This is a genomic window from Chryseobacterium pennipullorum, from assembly GCF_003384725.1.
GTDB lineage: Bacteria > Bacteroidota > Bacteroidia > Flavobacteriales > Weeksellaceae > Chryseobacterium > Chryseobacterium pennipullorum.
The window spans coordinates 215,441-241,051 of sequence record NZ_QNVV01000004.1 but is presented as its reverse complement, the minus strand read 5'-3'; the positions used below and the strand labels follow the sequence as shown (position 1 = coordinate 241,051).

Genomic DNA, 25,611 nt, shown 5'->3' with positions numbered 1-25,611 from the left:
ATGTCATAGCCGAGTAGTACTAATTACCCGTAGATTTATAGCCTGATATGGCGCACGAAAGTGCAGCAAGGTTAGCTCTTTGTGAAAGTTTTTATCGATTAAAACGCAATAAGCTTAAGGCGTGAAGCCTGATGCTTAAAGCTATATACCTTCTTTAGGGTGGTTTTAGCGGTGGGGCTCACCTGTTCCCATTCCGAACACAGAAGTTAAGCCCACCAGCGCCGATGGTACTGCTAACGCGGGAGAGTAGGCCGCCGCCAGTTTTTATTTTATTTTTAAAAATCCTTTATCGTCAAGATAAAGGATTTTTTTTTTTGCTTTATACTTAAGGCAACTACCAATCCACCAACTACTCAACCAGCAACGAAACAACCAGCAACAAACATATTTACCGCCTTTTCATTGCTACCCTTATAGTGTAATACTACTCTTAACCGTATTTTCCATCGTAAAAACCGAACGTTCTTAGCCTATAATTTTTATATAGTGTAAAATTTTTCCTATTTATTTGCAATTGCTGTACAACTTACCTAATCTGGAGCTGGATGTTGCTGTGAATGTGGAGAATATGTATATTTGATAATAGGTGTTTAAAATAATATAAGAAATAAAATGATGAAAAAAATATTAAATACAGCCTTACTCATCTCTTTCGTATCTATTGCGATTGAGAGTCATTCCCAGGAAAAAAAAACGAAAAGCTTACATTTAAAAGTGTACTTGCAGACAGCGAAAAATTAACGGAAAATTTTAGAAATCCTGAAGTTTTTAAAGGGGTAAGAATAAGTCAATCAGATTCACCTTTTATTCTGCCTACAGGCCAAAATATTAATCTTCCCAAAACTTTTAATTATAAAGGCAAGAACTATGACATTTCAGAAGAAATAAAAGATAGAGATTATACCTCTCTGCTTGTTATAAAAGACGGCAAAATAGTTTTTGAAGAATACTATAAAGGCAATAAGAAAAATGTGCCCGTGATTTTTTTCTCTTGTACCAAATCTATCACAAGTTTACTCATTGGGATATCCCTTGATAAAGGGTATATAAAAGATTTAAATGATCCAATTTCGAAATATGTACCCGAATTGAAAGGAAGTGTATATAGTGAAGTTCCTATTCAGGATGTTCTTAATATGTCATCAGGAATTGAGTGGTCAGAAGATATGGCAGACTTTAATTCGGGAGTGGCAAAGCTTTCCGATTCATATGGAAAGGGTAAAGCGGATCTGATTAAATTTATATTAAGTCTGAAAAGAGCTCATCCATCAGGCACTTTTAATAAATATGCCAGTGTGGAAACTCAGATTCTTGGAATGGTTATAGAGGGTGCAACTAAGAAACCATATATTGACTTTTTTAAGGAAAATCTTTGGAATAGGATTTTTCCTGAATCTACTGCTTATCTTTCAACCAATGGAGACGGTGTAGCAATGGCTTACGGAGGTTTAATGACGACTCCAAGGGATTATGCTAAAGCAGTTTTACTGATGATAAATAAAGGAAAAAACAGCAAAAATCAGCAGATTCTATCTGAGGAATGGATAAAACAGTCCATAACAATAAGTCCAAAAGACACGCATCTGTTACCGGGAATCAGGAAAAACTCAGATACAAATATGGGCTATAAAAACCAGTGGTGGATTCCGGAAAATAGAATAGATAATGAATTTACTGCGATTGGAGTATATGGTCAGTTTGCCTATGTAAATCCTAAAGAAAATATTATTATTATATCGAACGGCGCCGATAAAAGGTATGCGGACGATATAGATATTGCTGACGGTAGAAAAATTGCATTAATCCGTGCAGTTGCAGCCAGCATTAAATAAGCTAAACTGTGGATTAGAGTCAAACATCAAACTATAGAAAAGAAATAAATGTGATAGCGCTTTCTAACAATATAAAGTAAAATTCATTTATATTAAAAAAGGTTGGCCGAAAGGCCAACCTTTTTGTATTCCTACAATAATAATTTTTTGTTATACCTGTATTACTCCTAAATTAAACTTTTCAGTAATAGGAGCATGATTAGCCGCCTCAATCCCCATAGAAATCCATTTTCTGGTATCTGCAGGATTGATAATGGCATCAGTCCATAATCGTGCTGCTGCATAGGTAGATTCAGTTTGCTTCTGGTATTTTTTTGAAATCGTATCTAATATTTCGTTGTGCTCTTCTTCAGTGATTTCTTTTCCTTGTTTCTTTAAAGTGGATTCCTGGATCTGGGCTAATACTTTTGCGGCCTGTGCTCCTCCCATTACTGCAAGATCAGCCCATGGCCATGCAACGATAAGTCTCGGATCATAAGCTTTTCCACACATTGCATAATTTCCTGCTCCGTATGAGTTTCCTGTAATGATCGTGAATTTAGGTACCACAGAGTTGGAAACTGCATTTACCATCTTCGCCCCGTCTTTGATAATTCCACCGTGCTCAGACTTGGACCCTACCATGAATCCTGTAACGTCCTGCAGGAAGATTAATGGAATCTTTCTCTGATTGCAGTTGGCAATGAAACGCGTTGCTTTATCCGCAGAATCTGAATAAATAACACCTCCAAACTGCATTTCTCCCTTACCGCTTTTTACCAGCTTCCTCTGGTTGGCTACGATCCCAACAGACCAGCCATCCACTCTTGCTGTAGCACAGATGATGCTCTTGCCGTAGTCGGGTTTATACTCTTCATATTCTGAGTTATCCACAATACATTTGATGATCTCATAAGTGTCATATTGTTCGGCTCTCGAAACCGGCATGATTCCAAAAATATTTTCAGGATTTTCTTTCGGAGGAAAACTTTCTATTCTGTCGAATCCTGCTTTTTCGGTACTGCCGATCGACTTCATAATGTTTTTGATCCTGTTTAAAGCATCCTTATCATCTTTAGCTTTATAATCCGTAACTCCTGAAATGGAACAGTGCGTAGTAGCTCCGCCAAGAGTTTCGTTATCTATACTTTCTCCAATCGCTGCTTTCACCAAATAGCTACCTGCAAGGAAAATAGAACCTGTTTTATCCACAATCATTGCTTCATCACTCATGATAGGCAGATAAGCCCCTCCGGCTACACAGCTTCCCATAACAGCAGAAATCTGAATGATCCCCATAGAGCTCATTTTAGCATTGTTTCTGAATATACGCCCGAAATGCTCTTTATCCGGAAATATCTCATCCTGCATAGGAAGATATACGCCGGCAGAATCTACAAGGTAGATGATCGGTAGTTTATTTTCCATCGCAATTTCCTGTGCTCTCAGGTTTTTCTTTCCGGTGATCGGAAACCAGGCTCCAGCCTTTACAGAGGCATCGTTAGCAACTACAATACATTGTCTTCCGGACACATATCCAATCACTACAACCACCCCGCCGCTAGGGCAGCCACCGTGCTCTTTATACATCTCATATCCGGCAAAAGCACCTACCTCTATGGAATCTGAATCTTTGTCGAGAAGATACTCTATTCTTTCTCTTGCGGTCATTTTTCCCTCGTCCCGAAGCTTCTGAAGTCTCTTTTCTCCACCGCCCTTTTTAATTTCGGCAAGCAAGCGATTGATTTCTGATAGTTTTAATCTGTTTTGATCTTCTCGTTTGTTAAATTCGATGTCCATAGAATTCTCAATTTTTTACGCTTAAAGATACTATTTTTATGAGGAATACGAGTGAGAACTAAAACAGATGTTTAATACTTTGGTTTCTAGGAAATTGTGAAATTTTTAACTAAAATATATTTTTAAATAATTTATATTTTTTCTAACTTTACACTTGAGTAACAGAGGTGATATTCTCTGCTAAATACTCAGTTCCTAGTTTATTTTTTTAATAGTTTATTATTTGAAGGCCCTGAAAGTTTAACAAATTTTCAGGGTTTTTTGGTGATGACCCACACCTGAAATCATGGATAATATTTTCTATATTCTACAATAGTAAGATCAGTCGTAGAATCTTTCTTCTTTTTATAGCTTTTGAAGGGAATGAAACCCAATTTTTCCGGAATTTTTCTGCTAGCTATATTTTGCTCGTCCACAGGGTATACGATGTACTTAAAAATAAAGTTATCTTCTAAAAACTCAACAAGATTCCTTATAATTTCAGTTCCAAATCCCTTACCCTGAGAACTCTTTTTTAACCAGAGTCCAAGTTCAACTGATTCTTCACTTATATGATGAATACCACAACATCCGATGAAATCTCCGTTTGAATCTAAAGCAGCCAGAACCAGATCCGTGTTTTCGGATAATGTTCTTTTTGACTCATTGACAAAACTTACAATATCCATCCTATTACCTTGCGGGCTAAACGGCATATATCTGGTAACTTCGGTGGTAAAATGTTCAAGAATATCATCGATGTATAAATCTTCCACCGGTTTTAAGATCATACGTTCTGTTTTGATTCTAATATCTGGCTTTAGTATCATATGTCAATCAATTATCTTTATCGTTTTTGGCTTTACTTTCTAAAAATAATAAAGGTATATCATTCATTCACCAAAAAATCAAAAAAAAACTTTATTTATTACAGTAAATTTATATTTTATGTGACATTTATAAAAGCCTATTTGTAAATTTGCATGTTAAAATTTTCAAAGAGGTAGGTTATGCATAAATTAGCGCTTTTCAGGTTGCATCTGATTGTATTTTTATGGGGGTTCACTGCAATTTTAGGAAAACTGATTCATGCGAATGCCCAGGTCCTTGTATTTTACAGAATGTTATTTGCAGCGATCTTTCTATATGTCTTCATTAGATTTTTTAAGAAAGAAAGTATAAAGGTTTCAAAAAAAATCTTTTTCCAGTTAGCTGCTATTGGAGTGGCAATGGCTTTACATTGGTACTGTTTCTTTTACTCCATTAAGGTGTCTAATGTGTCCATCGCTTTAAGCTGCCTCTCCCTGTCTACATTATTCGCATCAATTCTGGAACCTGTCATTTTTAAACGAAAGATAGATATGACAGAGGTGGTGATGGGAACAGTGATCGTGGCCTGTATTCTCCTGATTTTTAAAACAGAATTCCATTACAAAGAGGGAATAATTTATGGGGTGCTGTGTGCAGTTTTTGGGACTATTTTCTCAGTTTTTAACGGAAAAATGTTTGGTAAGACCAGCTCCGGAAACATTATTTTTTATGAAATATTCTGTGGATGGTTTATTTTAATGCTATTTTATCTGTTTTCTGGGCAAATTTTTGAAATGAGTGAAATAAACTATCGGGATCTGGCGTTAATAGGGTTGTTGGCTAGTGTTTTCACTGCTTTTCCAATGCTGGAATCAGTGAATTTAATGAAGTATATATCCCCTTTTACACTAATTTTAACAGTTAATTTAGAACCGGTTTACGGAATTATACTAGCTTTTTTTATCTTTGGGGAATCAGAACATATGAGCCCTATTTTTTATATTGCTTCTGCAGTTATGATACTGGCAATCATTGCCAATGGATTAATGAAAGCCAGGAAAACAAAAAAACTTTAACTACCATCAAATTTATATGATGAAAAAATATTTTTTACTTGCATTTTCACTACTATTTGGGCTGTCTGAATCTCAGATTATCAGAAAATATTCCAACGAATTCCTGAATATCGGCGCCGGAGCCCGAGGGCTGGCCATGGGTGGAGCTGTAATCACCAATCAGGATGATGTATATTCTCCGATGTGGAACCCTGCAGGTTTGATGTCTATAGAAAGAGACTGGCAGGGAGCAGCGATGCATGCTGAATACTTTGAATCCATTGCAAAATATGACTATCTGGCGTATGCAAAAGTATTGGAGGAAGGTGTTTTCGGAGTTTCTGTGGTGAGACTAGGGGTAGATAATATTTTAAATACCACTCAGATGATTGATTCTGAAGGGAATATTGATTATGATAAAATCACCAAATTCTCCCAATCGGATTATGCAGCAATACTTTCCTATGCCTTCAGGCCCGGAGGGAATCCTAAACTGGATGTGGGGGTAAATGCAAAAGTAGTCTATAGAAATGTGGGTAAATTTGCCAACGGATACGGATTCGGGTTTGACGTGGGAGCTACCTATAGAGCCGATAATGGCTGGAAGTTCGGGGGTATGGTAAGAGATATTACAACTACTGTTAACTTCTGGAGTATTAATCAGAAAGAATTATCCACAGTAGTTAACGGTGAAGAATTCAACCCTGCACCCAAGGATAAAATGGAACTTACGATGCCTAAGCTTAATGTAGGAGCCAGTAAATTGTTTGAGATCAACAGCAGCCTGTATGTATTGCCTGAAGCAGGTCTGAACGTAGATTTTGCCAAAACAGCATCCCTTGTTTCTACAGATTTTGCAAGTATCAGCCCGTATGCAGGTGCTGAGTTGGGTTACCAGAAAATGATTTTTGTGAGATTGGGAATCAATAGATTTCAGTCAATTACAGATATTGAGGATCTTAAAAGAAAAGTATCTTTCCAGCCTAGTGCAGGGATTGGGATAAGATACCGTGGACTAACTCTGGATTATGCCATCACCAACTCCGGAATAGGTGGTTCCAATTTCTTTTCCAACTTCTTTTCTCTGAAGCTGGATATGGGAGCATTTAGAAATGATTAAAAAATAAAATGAATATGAAAAAGATTTCGGTATTGATGCTGATGATGGGTTCATCATTGATTTTTGGACAAAAGGTTTCAGACTATAAATATGTGTTGATTCCGGAAAAATTTGAAACATTTAAAAGTAACAGCTACGGCCTTGAGGCCCATTTGACGAACGCCTTAAAAGCGAAAAACTATGTTGTTCTGCCATCGGGTATAGATCAATGGCCTTCTGAGGCCAGGGATAATTCCTGTAATATTGTAAATGCAGAAGTTCTTAATGACAAGAGTCTTTTTACCAACAAAGTGATCCTGCAGTTTAAAGACTGTCATAAAAAAGTAATTCTGGAATCCAAAGGTCGTTCGGATATTAAAGATTTCGAGGAAGGACTTGGGAATGCACTCAAGCAGGCTTTGTTAAAGGTAGCTCCTTCCAACCCGGTTAATATTTTACCGGCATCAACCACAACTACAACAGCACCAACAACAGCACCAACAACAGCAGCAACAAATACAGCTCAAAGTACCCATTCAGCGGTTTCCACTGCAACGCCTGTTTCTACATCAGCAAATTACTCAGATGGGAAAACAGACCTGCAGAAAATACAGATTGATTCCAACCAGTTTATTCTGGCAAAATCCGGAAGCTCTGTTCCCTTTGCCATTTTTAAATCGACCTCAAAAAAAGAAGTGTTCCTTGTAAAACTGGCAGATGGTAATACAACGATCGGATACTACGAAAATGGAAATATAGTGATCGATAGGCCTCAGGCTGACGGAAGATATACCAAAGAAGTTTTTAACGGAAAATAATACCAACGTTTCCCTATCATAAAAATAAGCTCTTAAACAAGAGCTTATTCGTTTTTATATATGTTGATGTGTTTTTTCAGGAATCTGAATATTGGATTCATTACCCTTCATCTCCATAATTTTCGTGCTGTTCATTACAGTACCCTGCAACCTGATGAATAATTGAATTCTATTGTGTGCTTAATTACAATACTAATTTATGAAAAAAATATGAATAATATCATTTTGTAATGAATATTTTATTTTTTTAACACTTATTATTATTGTTTATATTGTGTTAGGGCGATTTTGAGTGTTTTGTCTTTTTTTGAGACAATATGTTGGATTTCTAATTGGCATTGAAAAATTCCCAGATAACCTTTGCTTTACTCTTTCCTAAAATCTCTTCCAGGGTTTCCAGATTAGACTCTTTGATTCGTTTTACAGACTTCAGTCTGGATAGCAGGAGCTCGATGGTCTTTTCACCTACCCCCGGAATCTCTTCCAGTTCAGACTTTATCGTAGAATTTTTTCTTCTGGTTCGGTGATGCTTTACGCCAAAACGGTGAGCTTCGTCTCGAACCCTCTGAAGAATTTTTAAGGTCTCGGATTTTTTATCAAGGTACAAAGGAATAGGATCTTCCGGAAAGAAAATTTCCTCGAGCCTTTTAGCAATCCCAATAATTGTAATTTTCCCATACAATCCCAGTAAACGCAAACTCTTTACTGCAGAAGACAGCTGTCCTTTTCCACCATCAATCAGAATAAGTTGTGGAAGCTGTTCTCCCTCATCCAGCATTCTTTTGTACCGGCGGTAGATCACTTCCTCCATCGTGGCGAAATCGTTGGGGCCTTCCACTGTTTTAGGATGAAAGATCCTGTAATCGGACTTGCTGGGTTTACCGTCTCTAAAAACAACGCACGCAGAAACCGGATTGGTCCCCTGAATATTGGAATTATCAAATCCCTCAATATGCCTCGGTTCTACAGGCATTCTCAGAAGTTTCTGCATTTCTGCCATAATTCTGGTGGTATGCCGCTCAGGATCTATGATTTGTACCTGTTTTAGCTTTTCCAGACGATATTCTTTCGCATTTTTTTCTGAAAGCTCTACAATTCTTTTTTTATCTCCAACTTTAGGAACAATCAGCTTTACGTTCGGGATTTCTACAGACAGATGGAAAGGAAGCAATACTTCTTTAGAATCGGATCCGAATTTCTGACGGATCTCAATCATGGCTTCCTCCATAATATCTTCATCTGTTTCTTCAAGGATCTTTTTAATTTCTGTGGTGAAACTCTGGATGATATTTCCGTTTCTGATTTTAAAGAAATTAACGTAAGCTGCCGTTTCATCACTGGTCATTCCAAAGACATCAACATCATCAATATTAGCATTCACAACGGTGTTTTTAGCTTGGTAATCTTCCAGGATATCTAATCTTTCCTTAATGATCTGCGCTTCTTCAAACTGAAGGCTGGAAGCCAGCTTCATCATCTGATTCACAAGGTATTCTTTAGCCTTCCGGAAATCACCTTTGATAATTCCGCGGATCGCATCTATTTTTTCGTCGTAGTCCTCTTTGCTTTCAAGATCTTCACAAGGGCCTTCGCAGTTTTTGATGTGGTATTCAAGGCAAACCTTGTATTTTCCCTCTGCAATTTTACTGGGTGCCAGATTAAGATTACAGGTTCTGAGCTTATAAATATGCTTGATGGTATCCAGCAAAATTTTGGCAGGACGTACTTTTGCATACGGACCGAAGTATTCTGATCCATCCTTAATAACGTTTCTGGTCAGAAAAATCCTGGGAAAATCTTCATTTTTGATACAGATCCATGGATACGTTTTGTCATCTTTCAACATGACATTGTAAAACGGTTTATGTTCTTTAATCAGATTGTTTTCCAGCAAAAGTGCATCGTACTCACTGTTCACAATGGTGGTTTCCAGACGCTGGATTTTACCAACCATAATCTTGATCCTGTACCCGGACAAGTTTTTATTGAAGTAGGAGAGAACCCTCTTTTTTAAATTTTTAGCCTTGCCCACATACAGTAGCTGGTCGTTTTTATCATAGTAACGATAAACGCCGGGTTCGGATGGTAAAGTTTTGAGCTGTAATTCTAAAGAAGGATTCATATAACAAAATTACGGAATTTTTGCCTGTATTTCCGTGGGAAGGAAATTTTTAAAGATTTAAATATCGTCTGTAAACTTTTAACGATTCCTGAAAGACATCTCAACATACAGGATTTTGATGCCTTTTACTTTTCGAAAATTAATTCTGAGCTTCCTTATGTCAGTGTCCTGTGAATGTTTTCATCCATCCAGCGGCTATTGATAACTATTTTTGAAGAAAATAGAGACCTATTGTTTTAGGGCGAAAAACAGGAAATTATTTCACCAGTTGTATAAAAAGATAGAAGGTTGAAATTTAGCTTTTCCAATTATTGCTAAATGCGTAATTTTAAGAAAATTTTTTAGAAATGATATACGGAGTAGATGTTTTTACTTTCCATGATGTTCTGGAAATATGTAAAAAGCCAAATAAAGCCAAGCTGAATAAAGCGGCAAAAGAACAAATTTTAAAATCTCAGAAAAACGTACAGCAAATAGTAGAGTCCGACAGATGTGTATATGGGATCAATACCGGATTTGGACCCCTGTGCGATACTAAAATATCGGCTGACGAAACAGCTCAGTTACAGTATAACCTGATTATTTCTCATGCAGTAGGAGTAGGAAAGCCTATAGATAAAGAGCTTTCCAAGATCATGATGATCGCTAAAGTGCATGCATTATCCAAAGGATTTTCTGGAGTTTCGCTGGAAGTTATTGAAAGAATGATCCTGATGCTTGAAAAAGGTATTATTCCCGTAGTGCCGGAACAGGGTTCGGTAGGGGCTTCAGGAGATCTTGCTCCACTGGCGCATCTGGTATTGCCATTACTGGGACTGGGACAGGTATGGGATGGAGATACAGTTTCTGAAACCATGGAAGTTCTGGAAAAACATAACCTGGATCCGCTGGCTTTAGGTCCGAAAGAAGGGTTGGGATTGATCAACGGAACTCAGTTTATTCTTGCTCATGCCATCAAAGGATTGGAAAAATTCGAATATCTGCTGGATCTTGCAGACATGACTGCCGCGATGAGCATTGAAGCTTACAGAGGTTCTGCAAGCCCTTTCAAAAAAGAACTTCATGAGATCAGACCTTTTGAGGGAAGTAAAAAAGTGGCGGCAAGAATGCTTAAATTCTTAAAAGGCTCAGAAAACCTGAAAGCTCACGAAGACTGCGAAAGAGTTCAGGATCCTTATTCTATGAGATGTGTGCCGCAGGTCCACGGAGCGAGCAGAAATTCTTTTGAGCATCTTAGAGCCATGGCTGAAACAGAGCTTAATTCAGTAACGGATAACCCAATCGTACTGAGCGCAGAAGAATCTATTTCAGGAGGTAATTTTCATGGACAGCTGATGGCACTGCCTTTAGACTATGCAACATTGGCCGCAGCAGAATTGGGAAATATTTCTGACAGAAGAAGCTACTTGCTGCTGGAAGGAAAGTATGGGCTTCCGAGACTGCTTACAGAAAGCTCAGGACTGAACTCTGGATTTATGATCCCGCAATATACTTCAGCAGCTTTGGTTACCGAAAATAAAACATTATGTTTTCCGGCCTCTGCAGACTCTATTCCCACGAGTTTAGGGCAGGAAGACCATGTTTCCATGGGAAGCATCTCAGGGAGAAAATTCAATCAGGTTCTTGGAAATCTGGTGAATATCCTCTCAGTTGAACTGATGTTTGCTGCGCAGGGACTGGAGTTCAGAAGACCTTCGAAATGCTCGAAAGTGATTGAAGAAAATTTTGCAATTCTTCGTTCAAGAGTTTCCAAACTGGAAGATGACAGGCTCATTGGTAAAGATATGCTGGCTATTGCAGAATTGATTAACGAAAGAAAATTTGTAGTCAATTAATATAAAAAAAATAACAGAAAGCTTCCGGAAGGAAGCTTTTTATAGTATATACAACAACAGATCTGTATCTCCTCAGGAAGTTTTTGCAGATAAGAATTATGATCCTCTAAAGTAAATATACCCATGATTATCAAAAGAACAGATTCCACAGATAGGGACTTTCACCATTTAGTACAGCATCTGGACATCACCCTCGCAGAGCATAATGGTGAGGACAATACTTTTTTTGAACAGTTTAACAAAATTGATACCCTTCAACATTGTGTGGTGGCCTATATAGATCATATTCCTGCAGCCTGCGGCGCCTTTAAACCTTTTTCAGAAAATACCGTAGAGATCAAAAGAATGTATACTGATGCGGAATTCAGGAGAAACGGGCTCGCTTCAGCGATTGTTAAAGAACTCGAAAAATGGGCGAAGGAATCAGGTTTTGAAATAGCTGTGCTGGAAACTTCCATAGCGTTGCACAATGCGATATCGGTCTATGAGAAAAATGGATTTCGCAAAATTCCCAACTATGGACAGTATACCGGAATTGAAACCAGCGTGTGTTACCAAAAAATCTTGCGTTCATAACGGGATGGGGAAAAATAGAATTTCCGTTTCAGTACACCCTGGGAAATTGTTCATATTCATGTAATGCTAAATTCACTTTTCAAAAGATTGTAATTCCCGGCAAAGTGTTATATTGTGGTTCCAACCAAAATCATAACATATGAAAAAAACTGTATTCCTCTTAGCAATATTTTTTGCTTTACAATCGTGTTCAAGGGATGAACTTCCAGTTGAAAATCCAAAAACTGAAATGAGTCAGAAAGATCCGCTGACGGAAAAACAGATCAATGAAAGGATCAATCAGTCCATCAAGACAGAAGGTTCTTTCAAGTGGAGTAAAGAATCAGATCATTTTTTGTGGAGTTCTATTTTCCGTGGCAACAGAATGGCCTCCATCGGTTTCGGATCTTCCAAAGATGACTTTGACAGAAGTAAATCTCCGAATCATAATGACATGGAAAAAGAAATCCTCGCCATTATTAAAAAATATGAAGGAAAAGATGAAAGAGAATTTGTTCTCGTGAAAGATCAGTATCTCAACCAGATGGATGTTGTCATCGAAAAAGAAGAAACGGTTACTGCCATTCGTCAGATGAAAACCATCCGTTACCTGGAACCGGCAGATTACCATTATTTTGAAATTGAAGCCCGTTATAATGCCACAGCAAAGTCCTCAGGCAGCAGTTCTTCCGGATGTGGCTTTTCTTCGGCAATATTAAGTGCTTCGGATTATACTTCCACAACACCCGGTGCACGGGTTCCCTGGGCATTTGCAAAGCATAATATCCCTGATGCTTGGAGCTACAGTACGGGTGCAGGAGTAACCATAGGGCTCATTGACACAGGTGTATCTCCTGAACAGACCTTACTGGGAAACAACTTTAATACCGGCGCATCATCAGGAAGATCGATCAGTAAATACGGAGTATACAATTCTGATGGTTCAGGGGATCAGTGTGGACACGGAACAAAAATGGCCTCTGTAATGGCTGCGCCGCGAAACAATTCAGGGCTGCCGGTGGGGGTAGCATATAACGCCAACCTGGTTGCCTACCGCGCAGCAGCAAATGTTGTTTTGGAGACATCTAGCGAGCAAAACGGGGTGAAAACTGCATTTACGGAACTTGGAAACAATACAAATGTAAAAATCATTTCAATGTCTATGGGGCATATCTTTTCCGTAGGAAAAATTGAAGATGGGGTAAAGTATGCCTATGCCAGGGGTAAACTTATTTTCTGTGCCGGGGGTACATCTACCAGTTTTACCACATTTGTAGGCGTGATTTTCCCGGCATCAATGTCGGAAACACAGGCTGTAACAGGGGTGAAGGAAGGTACTTCCAACCAGAAATGTGATGTATGTCATTCCGGAAGCCAGATTGATTTTACTTTTCAGATGGAAAGAGCTTCGGGAAATACAGTTCCCGTACTCAGCTATTACAACGGGCAGGCTGATTATGTGGGAGGTTCCTCAGTGGCTACCGCAGCTACAGCCGGAATAGCTGCTTTGGTTTGGGCGAAAAATCCATCATGGTCTAGAGATCAGGTGCTCAATAAGATGAGACAGTCTGCTACCTATTACCCGAATGTTAATTCCAGCTATGGCTACGGAAACATTAACGTTCTGAAAGCAGTACAATAACAAAATAACTTCATAAAAGAAAGCCGGAAGAAGGACAACTGAGGAACATAATATTCCAAATAACCGGATATAGAATCCTTTACGAGAGCTTCCGGCTTTCTTCTTTTCATGCTGCTCCAACATTCAGTCGCCGGACTGATAGTCTAATGGAAGCATGTTTTCAATTTTATTTTTTGAAAAATCTCCCTCAGTAATCAGCTGATCGGGAGTAGAAATATTACCATCGTCTGAAACTTCAAACCGGTCTGCTTCCGTATGTAGGAGAGATGATAATACTATTTTTCCGGTACCTCTGATGATCTCTTTTCCTTTCATTTCATAAAGGTATTTGGGATAATTGACCTGGAGGATATCTTTAAAATCAAGAAATACTTTACCGTTTGTTCTTTGGATGTAGTCCGTGTCCGGAATCAGGGTTTTTGTAATGGCCATCAGATAAGGGGTCTGACTGTTTTTACGATGGGAAATATCACTGATGTGTTCCGGAATTTTTACGATTTTCGAGCTCAGCATCATCTGTACATAATCGTTTAGCATGTTCAGCTCTTCTTCAGTCGGGTATTTAGGGTTGGAGATTTCTTTGGCCTGATTGACAATAAATCCATCCGCGGATACCATATTGTTGAAAATACTTCTGAAAAAATGAAGCAGGCTGCCGTTGTAGGCATTCATTCTATTCACCCTGACCCTGGGTGTTTTTTTGGTTTCTTTAAAGAAGCTGGTTCCTGTATAGTTAACCATTTTAGAGTTAAAATCTGAAGTATAGCTGATTAGGTTGTAGTGAATTTCATAACCAAGGTTCTTATTATCGATGATTAAAGTCTCCGGTGCTTTTACTTTTAGGAGCTTGCTTTTCTTGTCGTACGAAAACTTCAGGGATCTTTGATTTCTGATTCTTACATTTTCACGGTCATAGCCAATAGAGGTATCCAGAAAATAATGAATATGATTCTGGTAGGCCTCGGAAGTGTAGGGCACTAACCTGATTTCCTCAATCGAATGGGTGCGGGTCATTACTACTTTTAAGCTTTTATGAAGAATATCCTGCAGACTGGTAGCAAAAGTTTCATAACCCTCCTTCCGGAAAACAAGATTCCCGTGAGATGATGTGGATAATGTAAGGGTAAAACTTCCGTTCGCTTCAGAAACAGTTCCTGTTGTAGTACCATCCAGATAAATGCTGACATCAGCCATTGTATGACCGGTTTCATCCACGACAGTTCCTTTGATCTGCTGGGCATGTGAAAAGACAGACAGAAATAAAAAAAATAATACTATCGTTTTCATGGTCAACAATATTACTAAATTTTTAGTGATAAAAAAATTACCCTATTCTTACGCTGGTCATGCTCAGTGAGCCACCGATCAATTCATCATTAAACAAAGTAAGACCTTCAGACCGGTCTTTCAAACCTAAGGTGTAGAGCAATGGCAGATAATGATCAGGAGTGGGAACTGCATATTGCAGGAAAGTTCCCTGTTTCTGATAGTCGATAATATTCTGAAAATGACCATCCAGAAGCCAGTTGTTGATTTTCTCGCGAGCTTCTATGGCCCAATCCCAGCCGGCTCCCACCGTATTGATATTCGTCCAGTCGATTAGGCGGAGGTTGTGAACAATATTTCCGCTTCCGATGATGAGAATGCCTTTTTCGCGCAGTTTATTCAGTTTTTTAGCCAGATCATAATGATACTGGGCCGGTTTTGTATAATCTATACTCAATTGTATCACGGGAATATCGGCTTGCGGATACATATGTTTAATGACCGACCATGCCCCATGATCCAGTCCCCAGCTGTGGTCCTCTTCCACAAACGAAGGCAGAAGAAGCTCCGTGGTTTCTTTAGCCAGTTCCGGGCTTCCCGGAGCAGGGTATTGTACGTCGAATAGAGGTTTGGGGAAACCGTAGAAATCATGGATTGTTTTGGGAACATCCATAGCCGTTACATACGTTCCCTCTGTATACCAATGGGCGGAAATACATAAAATAGCATTTGGTCTGGGAATTTCAGTGGCTGCATTACGGAATCCCTGTACAAACTGGTTTTCTTCAATGGCGTTCATTGGAGAACCATGTCCCAGGAATAGAACAGGCATTCTTTGCGTATTCGCAAATCCGTCACTTATGCTTTGAAGATCGTTAAGGTTCATTACTAATAAGGGCTAATACAATAAAAGGTTCAAGGCTTTTATAAAAATCCCTGAACCTCCTGTTATTTGGGGTTAAAAATTATGCTTGCTTTACAAACTGTAATTCACCAGCTACTTTTACATCGTCGCTTACCATTACACCGCCGGCTTCAAGCGCTGCATTCCAGTTCAGTCCGAAATCTTTTCTGTTGATTTTTCCTTCAAAAGAAAATCCTGCTTTTGTATTTCCCCACGGATCTACATTGATTCCTCCGAATTCTACGTCCAGATTCACAGGCTTGGTAATTCCGTTGATCGTAAGGTTTCCGCTGATCTGGTTATTCAGGGCCTGAGATTCAAAAGTAATGGTTGGGTTTACCTCTGCGTTGAAGAATTCAGCAGATTTCAAGTGGTTGTCTCTGTCTGTATTATTAGTGAATACAGAATCCGTCTGGATCGTAGCAGTCGTTTTTGCATTGGCAAAAGTATCATCTTCCGCTTCAATTTCAGCAGTGAAGGTTCTGAAGTTTCCTTTTACATTAGAGATCATCATGTGTTTTACTTTGAAAGTAATTTCACTATGCGTTGGGTCTAGGTTCCATTTTGTTGCCATTGTATTTTGTATTTTTTGTTATGATTTATAATGCAAATGTAGTACAGAGAACATATACAGATCATTGATATAGGATAAGAAATGCAATTATTATGTCTTTTAAAAACAAAAGGTCTTTGAAGCAACTATATATCTATTTACCAAATTTTCTTTTTGCACTTTACATTTTTCATTTCAAGGGCTGTTCACCAACACCTTAGAAACGGTCCAAATCAACAGGCTATTCAATTCTATCTGACATGAACGAACCACCGTTTTCGGTAGTTATCAAATTCTACCTTAAGTTAGGAAATAATTTCTTTTCATGCATGAATTCTATTTTATGAATCTTTTATTTTAACACTTATTAACGGATGATTTTTATTTCTTATTTTTGGTGGATTCAATTTTATACAATGAAATTACATAAACTTTCTTTATTGATGCTGGTTGTGGGTGGTTCAGCACTTGCGCAGACCCAGAAGTTTACGATGGCGGAGGCTGTAAATGGGATGAGAACCAATCTTGCCGTAAAAAATATCTCTCAGTTTTCGTGGGCTGCAGATGGCAAATCGTATATCCAGGCGGTAAAAGGCGGGTATCTGATCACAGATATCAAAACCAATAAACAGGATACCCTGGTTTCTTTGACTACGCTGAACAGGAATTTTTCAAATGACAAGTTGAAAACTGTTCCACCAATTAAATTCACCGGTACTTCCCACGGGTATTTCAATGCAGGGGATAAAATGTCCTGGATTGAAAAATCCGGAGTTGAGTGGAAAGTAAAGAATTCCGTAACGATAGATCAGGACGCTGCTAACGTTAAAATGTTTGGGGATGGACAAACCTTTGCTTTTACTGCAAAAAACAACCTGTTTGTCAACAAAAACGGAAAAACTATTGCAGTTACCAACGAATCCAATGAAAATATCATCAGCGGACAGGCCGTTCACAGGAATGAATTCGGAATCGACACCGGAATATTCCCGGCTCCAAACTCTGAGAGTATCGCTTTCTACAGAATGGATCAAAGCATGGTGGCGGATTATCCGATCATCGACTGGTCTGTAACGCCAGCTGTTAACCATAACATCAAATATCCAATGGCCGGAAAAACCTCCCACGAAGTGACTCTGGGGGTTTTCAATATCAAAAACCAATCAACGACTTTCCTGAAAATAGAAGGTGAAAAAGATCAGTACCTGACAGCCGTTACTTGGAGCCCTGATTCAAAATATATTTTTGTGGCAGTTCTCAACAGAGGACAGAATCACATGAAGATGAATCAGTATGATGCTGCTACCGGAGAACTGGTGAAAACCTTATTTGAAGAAACAGACAGCAAATATGTGGAGCCGCAGCATCCTCTTACGTTCTTCCCGAATTCCAATACAGATTTTATCTGGCAGAGCCAGAGAACAGCGTATAACCACCTGTTCCATTATAGCCTGGAGAAAGGGCTTGTCGCTCAGATCACAAAAGGAAACTGGCTGGTGACCGATATCCTGGGATTCAATGAAAAGAAAAAGGAAATTTACTTTACGTCAACTAAAGAGACGCCTTTAGAAAGACATCTTTATAAGATCAACTGGGCAAACTTTAAAATGGAGCGCCTGGACAAAGAGGGGGGAATGCACAGCGGAGTACTCAGCAGTGACGGAAATTATTTATACGATATCTACAGCAACGCGAATTCACCAAGAGTTGCCAACATCATCAATACAGGAAATCTGAAATCTACCAATATTCTCACTTCAGACAATCCCTTAAAGAATTACCAGCGACCGGAAATCAAAAACGTAGAGCTGAAAGCTGATGATGGTACTCCTTTATATGGGAAAATTATTCTTCCTACGAATTTTGACCCTAACAAAAAATATCCTACCATTGTGTATCTGTACAACGGACCACACCTTCAGCTGGTAACCAACAGTTTCCCGGCTTCCGGAAACCTTTGGTACGAATACATGGCGCAAAACGGATATATTATTTTTACCATGGACGGAAGAGGTTCTTCCAATCGTGGAATGAAATTTGAGCAGGCCGTTTTCAGAAATCTGGGAACGACAGAAATGAATGATCAGATGAAAGGGGTAGATTACCTGAAATCTCTTCCGTACGTAGATGCAGAAAAGATGGGAATCCATGGATGGAGCTTCGGAGGATTCATGACCACCAGCTTCATGCTTCGTAAGCCGGACGTATTCAAAGTAGGTGTTGCCGGCGGTCCGGTAATCGACTGGAGTATGTACGAGATTATGTATGGTGAGAGATATATGGATACTCCACAGGAAAACCCTCAGGGATATGCAACAGCTAATCTTTTGGATAAAGTACAGAATCTGAAAGGGAAGCTGCTAATGATTCACGGAGCACAGGATGATGTAGTGGTGTGGCAACACTCTATAAAGTTCGTCAAATCAGCAGTAGATAACGGTGTCCAGTTGGATTACTTTACCTATCCGGGGCATCCGCACAATGTAATCGGGAAAGACAGGGTTCACCTGATGCAGAAAATAACAGATTATTTTGATCAGTATCTGAAGAAATAACAGTGAAATCCAGCCCCAGGGCTGGATTTCTATTTTAATGCAGACCGTTTTATTGCTGAAAATTGCACAGCATATTCAGAGATAAGGTCAATCTATAATAGGTCTTTAATCATAAAATTCTTTGACCATATATTGATTGGTATTGATTCTTCTGAGCTCCCTTAAAATATAATACCTATGTAGAAAACCTGTCAGAACAACAATCTTTTTGCCCGGATAGGTCTCTGCAATCTTGTAAATATTTTTAGCCATGGTTTGATTTCTGAGATCCCAAAATCCGGACATGAGCTTAAATCCGTCTCTGTAACTTATCTTTTCTCCATTGGGTTTCACTACAAACCGATTGGCAAATTCAGGCCTTTCCTTTATAATCGTAAGCAGATCGGAATACTGTGCGTTCTGTCTTCTTTCACCAATTTTATCGGTTGCGGCACTATTGAAATTCTCAGGAGATAGTTCAGCAATTTTCATGAGCTCTTTGGTGGCGTTTGTAAAGTTTTCGTACAGCTTCATTTCGGAAGCCGTGAGCTGCTTTACTTTATACAGACTGTCGATTAACTTTACGGATAAATTATCCGTCGGAACCATTCCTTTATCTTTCCTGTATTGGTTTCGACCTTCAAAGTCAAAAGGGAACCTTAATGTTTTCGGGTGATTTTTCAGATATGTATTGCTTGCCTTAATCTCATTTCCTGTAATTCCAACACCGCTTTCATATTCTTTCATTCCATTAGCATCCACTTCGTGGAGAATAATGTCGGGCTTTATTCTATCCAGAATGTCAAACAGTATTTTTGGATGATAATTCGGTACACTGTCGTGTATATTTCCTATCACATAGATCTCTGTTTTGTTTTGTGAAAAGCATAAATGGGTAAGCATCAAAAGAAAAATTGCTATAGTGTATCTCATTTTCATAAAGTTATTGTTCCCAAATATAATAAGTTTGTACAATTAACTTGATTTCGGAGGAAGAAAATTGAAAAGTATTAAGGCGGGAAGCTTGAAGCTATAAATATTTATTTTAACAGTAGCCTGAAAATGTAATCAAGTAATCTGAAAAAAAAATAATGGGCAATGATTCTTTCTTTGTACTGTAAGAAATTCCCTCTTTCAGCTTCAGCCTTCTTACATAAGAAGTTCGTCATAAGAACTGAGCACTTCTACAAGATTCCGATCTTATCAAACATCAATGCATAAGACATTTCAGAGCTGTAATTTTGTAGTACTAAAATCAACAATATGGAATTAGGAATAGGAATGTTCGGAGATCTGGCAATGGACCAGGCTACCGGAAAATACAGAGATGCAGGAATTAAGATCCACGAAATACTGGATCAGGTAAAACTGATGGATGAGGTGGGAATTGATGTTTTTGCCATGGGAGAACACCACCGTCCGGATTATGCTGTTTCCTCTCCTGAAATGGTATTGGCGGCAGCCGCGAGTATCACAAAAAATATAAAGCTGGCAAGTGGAGTGACGGTATTAAGTTCCTCGGAGCCTGTAAAAGTATATGAAGATTTTGCAACGCTGGATCTTATTTCAAATGGAAGAGCAGAAATATTCGTGGGCCGCGGTAGCTTCATAGAATCATTTCCGTTATATGGTTATTCTCTGAATGATTACGAAGAGCTTTTTGATGAGAAGCTGGAACTTCTGTTGAAAATAAATACTGAGGAAAATGTAACCTGGTCGGGAAAGCTTCGTGCTCCCATGCAGAATCAGACTGTTTATCCACGGGCAAAAAATGACGGCAAACTTTCTATCTGGCGAGCTGTAGGCGGAACCCCGCAATCTGTGCTGAGTGCAGCTCAGTTGGGAATGCCTCTCGTTGTCGCTATTATTGGCGGAATGCCAGTGCAGTTTAAGAATCTGATAGAATTTTACAAACAGGAGTACCAGAAAGCGGGCCACCCTGTGGCAGATATGCAGATCGCTATTCACTCGCATACCTTTGTGAGCGATGATCCAAAAGCCGTGGATGGATATTTTCATAATTACAAATCCCAGATGGATAGGATAGGAGCTTCCAGGGGATGGGCCCCTTATACAAAAATACAGTATGATGGGGGTAGAAGTAAAGACGGAGCTTTATTCATCGGCAGTCCTGCAGAAGTTGCAGACAAAATCGCTTATATGAAAGAGCTCTTCGGAATCACAAGATTTATAGGACATATGGATGTGGGAGATCCTGCACATGACGTGATGATGAAATCCATTGAACTCTTTGGAAAAGAAGTGAAACCATTGGTACAAAACCTGTAAAATAGAGGTGCTTTTTTAAATACAAAAGTCACAAAAGGTCTTTAAACACTTAAGTTATTTTAAGAAAAATAATGTGTTTTTGAATCAACCTTTGTGACTTTTGTCATTTAATCGTTAGCGTTTAGATAATCTCAATCAAGCTGCCTCTTTCTTCATCTTTAATAATGTTGAGTGCTGTAGGAATCTTTTCTTTCAGTTCTTCCACATGCGAGATAATTCCCACAATCCTGTTTTCTCTCATCAGGCTCGTCAAGGTTTCAAACACAATATTGACCGATTCCGTATCCTGGGTTCCGAAACCTTCATCAATAAAAAAGAAATTTTTATCAGCCTGTGCATTTGCCTGAACACTTTCGGCCAATGCCAGTGCAAGACTTAAGGAGACCTGGAATGCCTGACCTCCGGACAGCGTTTTCACACTTCTGCTTCTCCCTTCGTTGAGGTAATCTATAATTTCAAAATCATTATTTTCATTCAGCTGAAGGCTCAGCTGGTTTCTGGTCATTCTGTGAAAACGTATATTGGCATGGTCACAAAGCTGCCTTAAATAAATAGAGGAGACGTACTGTACGAAACCTGCCCCTTTAAAGAGATTGGTCATGAGCTTCAGGTTGTCGGAACGCTTCTGAAGCTTATCAAGATGTTGCAGTAAATCTCCTTTTTTACGGTATTCTTTTTCCAGACGTTCTGTTTCAGCACTTATCTTTACAACAGAATCATTGATCTGCTGGACTTCACTTTTGACGTCATTATATTGTTGTTCGGCCAGAGCAAACTGCTTATCATCAAACGAGAGATCCCTGAGCTTTACTTCAAGTCCTTCAATGATTTTTTTTAAGGTTTCAAAATTAACCCTGAACGCCTGAATTTTTGCTCTTGCCTCCTGAATATTGATTTCTGTGGATAAAATACGTTCAACTTCTTTGCTGTCAGTGAATTGATGTAGGGCTAAAGCATTTGTAATTGCCTCCGTATTGGTCGAAATCTCTGCCACAAGCTCTGAAATTTGCTTTTCATACTGGCTGACGAGGACTTTTTGCTCTGCTAATTTCGGAGCCAGTTTTTTCTCCTCCAGAGATATGCTCTGGTAATTGTGCTCTATCTCAGCATTGGAATTCCGTAATTTTTGATAAGCTTCATCAATTTCTCCTGCAGTTTTATCGGTATAATGCTCCCATTCCATAACCTTAAGATGAGAACGGCTGATGTTGATCTGTTCCTGTTTGCTTACTTCCTCCAGCCTGAATCCTTCCAGTGCAGCTTTGTATTTTTCAGATAAAGAATGCTCCTTTTCCAGTAATTCACGTTCTGCCTTAATATTCCTGTCGGTTTCCTCAATCTTTTTTTCCAAAGCAAAAGAATCAGAACGTTTTTTCTCAAAATCCTCTTCCTGATCCGGAGAAAACTGATTCCAGGTAAAGGCAGCAAGGTGAGCTGCAATATCCTTTTCAATCTCAAGCAATGCTTTTTGTTCCGTCATCATCTGTTCTTCAAAAAAGTTCTTCCGCTCCAGAATTTTTTCGATATCAGTTTCCTGTTTTTCAATCTTTTCAATTTCCTGATCAGCAGCTAAAATCTTTTTCTGGACGTTAGGAAGCTCAGTGTCTACACTATGAAACTCTACAATATCAGGGTGTTCCTTTGAGCCGCAAAGCGGGCAGGCTTCACCGGTGTGCAGTTCACTGGCAAAACGTGAGAGTTCCTTTTGTATTTTTAACTGATCAAGTTTCTGGGAGAGCTCTTTTTTTAAAATTTCCAGAGCTTCCTTCTTCATTTTAAATGCCTCTCTGAAATTTTCCTGATACTCTAAAGGTTTTAGATCGGCAGAGATGATTTCAATCTGTCTTTTTTGTTTCTCAATTTTCTCCCTCTGTTCAATCTGCCTTTTTCTGAAATTCTTTTGTTGAATAAACCAGTTTCCGACATGGGAAAGTAATCCGGTATCCAGTTTCTGTCCCTTTAGTGCTTCCATGCTTTCAGAAATTCCGCGGATTTTTTTCTCAATAGCTTCTTTACGGGCTTCTACCTCCTGTACTTTCTGGGAACCTTTCTGAGTTCTGTCATTAAGTATTTTGATTTCTTCTGAAAAAGTAAGGATCTGACTGATAAGCTTCAGATCATTTTCCTGGATCTTTGACTGTTCCAGCGCTTTGAATTGCGGCCCCAGAATACTGAGCTTCTCTGTTACCGTCTGGAAATGTTTTTCAGTGGTCTCCAGCGCTTGAACATGAAGCTTCTTTTCTTCTTTTTTAACTGAAATTTCCCTGGAAAGCTTATTTTTTTCAGCCATTAAAGGATTAAAGGTTCTGAAAACCCTGTCATATGTTTCGGCTTTGGTTTCGAGGGTGTCTATTTCCGGCTTCTGCAGAGAAAGCTGTGCAAAATGCTCCTTATTTTGTTTTAAGCTTTCAAAATCGGCTTTAACATTTTTAAGCTGCTGATAGCTATTGAATATTTTTTCAAGTTTCCCGTTAGACTCGACGAGCTTTTTTTGTTCTTCTTTTAGCAGTTCCTTCTGAAAATGTATCTTTTCTTCATTGATTTCCTCAAATCCTTTAAGCTGGCCTTCAAGCTGATCCAGTTCTGATCTGTTTTTAGCATTCAGAACAGAAACATTATTCTGAAGATCATAACGCTGGAGGTTGAAGATTTCCTTCATCATATTTGTCCTTTCTGCAGCACCCAGTTCCAGGAACTCTTTAAACTGCCCCTGAGGAATGATAATGGTCCGCTTGAAGTTGGAATAACTTAACCCGATAATCGACTCTGCATTGGAATGATCCAAAGGAACCCACTGATCATTAATCCTCTGATAAAAAGTAACCGTGCTGGGCTTTACCTCTTCGAATTTTTTTAAGTTTCTCCTGAAATCTCTCGTGGCACGAAACAGTTTATTTTCAAAATTGATAAAATCAAACTCGATATAAGAGGTGTTTGACTTTAAATTCATCATGTTGTATGCCCTTTTATCACGCATATTCAGACGCTCAGTTTCTCCATACAGCGCAAATGAGATCGCTTCCAGAACCGATGATTTTCCGGAGCCCACAGCCCCGAAAATACCGAATAATCCGGCATCAGTAAGGTTTTTGAAATGTATAGTCTGACGTTCCTGGTAAGAGTACAGCCCCTCGATGGTCAATTGTACAGGGATCATAGTTTAGGCATTTAAAATTTCATTAAACAAATTCATCAGTTCTTCGTTCGCTTCCTGACCTCCGTTTTTGGATTTAAAATAATCCTTAAACAATACTTCGATATCCTGGCTCAGATTGATATCCTGGTCCTGATGTTCGGTAAGCTCCTTACTTCTGACCTTTGGGATGAGATGAACAATTCCGTTGTGAGCCTGGTGAATGAGCCTCCTCTCATCAGCCGTCAGAAAAGTTTCACTTTCCAATGTCAGTTCAATAAATGTATTGGGGTTTTCTTTTAACCATTGAACGGCGTCTTCTACCGATGTAAATGCTTTTCTTGCTAAAACTCTTCCGCTTTCTAAAGTTATCTTTTTGTAGGAGACCGGTGTTCCGGGTTCTGCATCAATAAGGGAAACGTATTTGGTTTGGCCTGCTTCACTGAAACTGTAACATAATGGTGAAGAAGAGTAAATCACAGGCTTTTCTTTCGTACCGATATTCTGAAAAGCGTGGAGATGACCTAAAGCAGTGTATTGGATCTGCTCAGGAATAATATCCGAGTAAATAAGATCAGCATTTCCGATCCTGATTGGTTTTTCACCTTCCGGTTCCTCGAGGATCTCCGTCCCTCTTTTATTCATATACAGATGGGCCGTCAGAAGATTGAGCCCTGAATCATTACAAAATTTATCTGCAAGCTCTTTCCAAGTATGAGCAAGCACTTTATTGATTTCCTCTTCTTTGTTTTCCCCGAAATATTCTTTTAGACGGATCTCATTGGCAAAGGGAGTATGCAGGATCCTGATTGGGAAGTCGGTGTTGTTGATCTGTAATTCTATAAAACCTGCTTCTGAATTCAGAATCTTAAAATGTTCGGTACCGAAAGGAGTAATCTCCGCCTTTGGATGACCTATTAAAATAATTCCGCATTCCCTTGCCAGAGGGTCAGGAGCATTGATTAAGCTGGGTGAATCATGATTCCCTGAAATAGCAATTACAGGACGCTTCCCGTTAAGAGACAGCCGTTTCAGTGTTTTATAGAAAAGCTCAACGGCTTCCACCCCGGGGTTGAAATTATCAAAAAGATCTCCGGCAATTAAAACTAAATCAACGTTTTGCTCGTCGGCAATCTGGACAATTTCATTCATAACCAAAACCTGTTCTTCCAGTCTTGAAAAACGGTCCAGGCGTTTACCCAAATGCCAGTCGGCAGTGTGGAGGATTTTCATAATTTAAGTTTGAGAATTAATAAAGAGTATATGCAGAGAATTATTTTGCAAATATTAAAATGTAAATATAGAAAATACTTAATTTTAAAAAATAAGGTTTACCTTAATTCAGATAAATAGTTTAGACAATTTTACCTGTTGCCAGCTGTAATTGTAGTACTTTAAATCCAGCT

General features: G+C 38.8%; 18 protein-coding genes and 1 rRNA gene. 10 read left to right on the top strand and 9 right to left on the bottom strand.

Annotated features, from left to right (window positions below; all coding sequences use genetic code 11):
* Positions 1 to 155 precede the first annotated feature (155 nt).
* Both rrf and DRF67_RS07445 read left to right on the top strand, forming a co-directional pair.
* A 5S ribosomal RNA gene (gene rrf / locus DRF67_RS07450) occupies positions 156 to 263 on the top strand.
* A gap of 519 nt (positions 264 to 782) precedes the next feature.
* Entirely contained in the window at positions 783 to 1,832 is a 1,050-nt protein-coding gene (locus DRF67_RS07445; RefSeq protein WP_115927660.1) for a serine hydrolase domain-containing protein, read from the top strand.
* A gap of 150 nt (positions 1,833 to 1,982) precedes the next feature.
* On the opposite strand, the gene DRF67_RS07440 is transcribed toward DRF67_RS07445, so the two are convergent.
* Together DRF67_RS07440 and DRF67_RS07435 are read right to left on the bottom strand one after the other, a co-directional pair.
* A complete protein-coding gene (locus DRF67_RS07440; protein ID WP_115927659.1) occupies positions 1,983 to 3,611 on the bottom strand; it encodes an acyl-CoA carboxylase subunit beta in 1,629 nt (542 codons plus the stop codon).
* A 284-nt stretch (positions 3,612 to 3,895) separates the two neighbouring features.
* Positions 3,896 to 4,381, bottom strand: a complete 486-nt coding sequence (locus tag DRF67_RS07435) for a GNAT family N-acetyltransferase (protein ID WP_165851756.1) — start codon at positions 4,379 to 4,381, stop codon at positions 3,896 to 3,898.
* A 219-nt stretch (positions 4,382 to 4,600) separates the two neighbouring features.
* Here DRF67_RS07435 and DRF67_RS07430 point away from each other — a divergent pair, with 219 nt between their 5' ends.
* The 3 genes from DRF67_RS07430 to DRF67_RS07420 are packed head-to-tail and all read left to right on the top strand — an operon-like array spanning position 4,601 to position 7,372.
* Positions 4,601 to 5,476 (top strand): DMT family transporter, encoded by an 876-nt coding sequence (locus DRF67_RS07430; RefSeq protein WP_115927657.1) that lies wholly within the window; start codon positions 4,601 to 4,603, stop codon positions 5,474 to 5,476.
* A 16-nt stretch (positions 5,477 to 5,492) separates the two neighbouring features.
* Entirely contained in the window at positions 5,493 to 6,575 is a 1,083-nt protein-coding gene (locus tag DRF67_RS07425) for a putative type IX sorting system protein PorV2 (RefSeq protein ID WP_115927656.1), read from the top strand.
* A gap of 14 nt (positions 6,576 to 6,589) precedes the next feature.
* The gene (locus DRF67_RS07420; RefSeq protein ID WP_115927675.1) at positions 6,590 to 7,372 is read left to right on the top strand and encodes a hypothetical protein; all 783 of its coding nucleotides are present in this window, start codon (positions 6,590 to 6,592) and stop codon (positions 7,370 to 7,372) included.
* Between the two features lie 328 nt (positions 7,373 to 7,700).
* Here the strand turns inward: DRF67_RS07420 and uvrC are convergent, their stop codons facing one another.
* A complete protein-coding gene (uvrC, locus tag DRF67_RS07415) occupies positions 7,701 to 9,494 on the bottom strand; it encodes an excinuclease ABC subunit UvrC (RefSeq protein ID WP_115927655.1) in 1,794 nt (597 codons plus the stop codon).
* Positions 9,495 to 9,841: 347 nt separating this feature from the next.
* On the opposite strand from uvrC, the gene hutH reads away from it, so the two are divergent.
* From hutH to DRF67_RS07400, 3 genes are all read left to right on the top strand, one after another.
* Positions 9,842 to 11,329 carry a histidine ammonia-lyase gene (hutH, locus tag DRF67_RS07410; protein ID WP_115927654.1) on the top strand — a complete coding sequence of 496 codons (1,488 nt, stop codon included), beginning with the start codon at positions 9,842 to 9,844 and terminating at the stop codon, positions 11,327 to 11,329.
* A 123-nt stretch (positions 11,330 to 11,452) separates the two neighbouring features.
* Positions 11,453 to 11,905 carry a GNAT family N-acetyltransferase gene (locus DRF67_RS07405; protein ID WP_115927653.1) on the top strand — a complete coding sequence of 151 codons (453 nt, stop codon included), beginning with the start codon at positions 11,453 to 11,455 and terminating at the stop codon, positions 11,903 to 11,905.
* A 139-nt stretch (positions 11,906 to 12,044) separates the two neighbouring features.
* Complete coding sequence (locus DRF67_RS07400; protein WP_115927652.1) at positions 12,045 to 13,526, top strand: S8 family peptidase; 1,482 nt, start codon at positions 12,045 to 12,047, stop codon at positions 13,524 to 13,526.
* A 123-nt stretch (positions 13,527 to 13,649) separates the two neighbouring features.
* Here the strand turns inward: DRF67_RS07400 and DRF67_RS07395 are convergent, their stop codons facing one another.
* The 3 genes from DRF67_RS07395 to DRF67_RS07385 all read right to left on the bottom strand — a co-directional run bounded on the left by DRF67_RS07395 (position 13,650) and on the right by DRF67_RS07385 (position 16,270).
* Positions 13,650 to 14,813: a carboxypeptidase-like regulatory domain-containing protein gene (locus DRF67_RS07395; protein ID WP_115927651.1), complete on the bottom strand. Its 1,164-nt coding sequence runs from the start codon at positions 14,811 to 14,813 to the stop codon at positions 13,650 to 13,652.
* A gap of 37 nt (positions 14,814 to 14,850) precedes the next feature.
* Positions 14,851 to 15,678 carry a 4,5-DOPA-extradiol-dioxygenase gene (gene ygiD, locus DRF67_RS07390; protein ID WP_115927650.1) on the bottom strand — a complete coding sequence of 276 codons (828 nt, stop codon included), beginning with the start codon at positions 15,676 to 15,678 and terminating at the stop codon, positions 14,851 to 14,853.
* A 79-nt stretch (positions 15,679 to 15,757) separates the two neighbouring features.
* Positions 15,758 to 16,270 (bottom strand): YceI family protein, encoded by a 513-nt coding sequence (locus DRF67_RS07385; RefSeq protein ID WP_115927649.1) that lies wholly within the window; start codon positions 16,268 to 16,270, stop codon positions 15,758 to 15,760.
* Positions 16,271 to 16,665: 395 nt separating this feature from the next.
* Here DRF67_RS07385 and DRF67_RS07380 point away from each other — a divergent pair, with 395 nt between their 5' ends.
* Positions 16,666 to 18,804: a S9 family peptidase gene (locus DRF67_RS07380; protein ID WP_115927674.1), complete on the top strand. Its 2,139-nt coding sequence runs from the start codon at positions 16,666 to 16,668 to the stop codon at positions 18,802 to 18,804.
* Positions 18,805 to 18,909: 105 nt separating this feature from the next.
* Here the strand turns inward: DRF67_RS07380 and DRF67_RS07375 are convergent, their stop codons facing one another.
* Entirely contained in the window at positions 18,910 to 19,716 is an 807-nt protein-coding gene (locus tag DRF67_RS07375) for a TraB/GumN family protein (protein WP_228435758.1), read from the bottom strand.
* A 330-nt stretch (positions 19,717 to 20,046) separates the two neighbouring features.
* On the opposite strand from DRF67_RS07375, the gene DRF67_RS07370 reads away from it, so the two are divergent.
* The gene (locus DRF67_RS07370; RefSeq protein WP_115927647.1) at positions 20,047 to 21,072 is read left to right on the top strand and encodes an LLM class flavin-dependent oxidoreductase; all 1,026 of its coding nucleotides are present in this window, start codon (positions 20,047 to 20,049) and stop codon (positions 21,070 to 21,072) included.
* A 121-nt stretch (positions 21,073 to 21,193) separates the two neighbouring features.
* Here DRF67_RS07370 and DRF67_RS07365 read toward each other — a convergent pair whose 3' ends face one another.
* Together DRF67_RS07365 and DRF67_RS07360 are read right to left on the bottom strand one after the other, a co-directional pair.
* A complete protein-coding gene (locus DRF67_RS07365; protein ID WP_115927646.1) occupies positions 21,194 to 24,229 on the bottom strand; it encodes an AAA family ATPase in 3,036 nt (1,011 codons plus the stop codon).
* 3 nt (positions 24,230 to 24,232) lie between these two features.
* Positions 24,233 to 25,438 (bottom strand): metallophosphoesterase family protein, encoded by a 1,206-nt coding sequence (locus DRF67_RS07360; protein ID WP_115927645.1) that lies wholly within the window; start codon positions 25,436 to 25,438, stop codon positions 24,233 to 24,235.
* Positions 25,439 to 25,611: the final 173 nt, after the last annotated feature.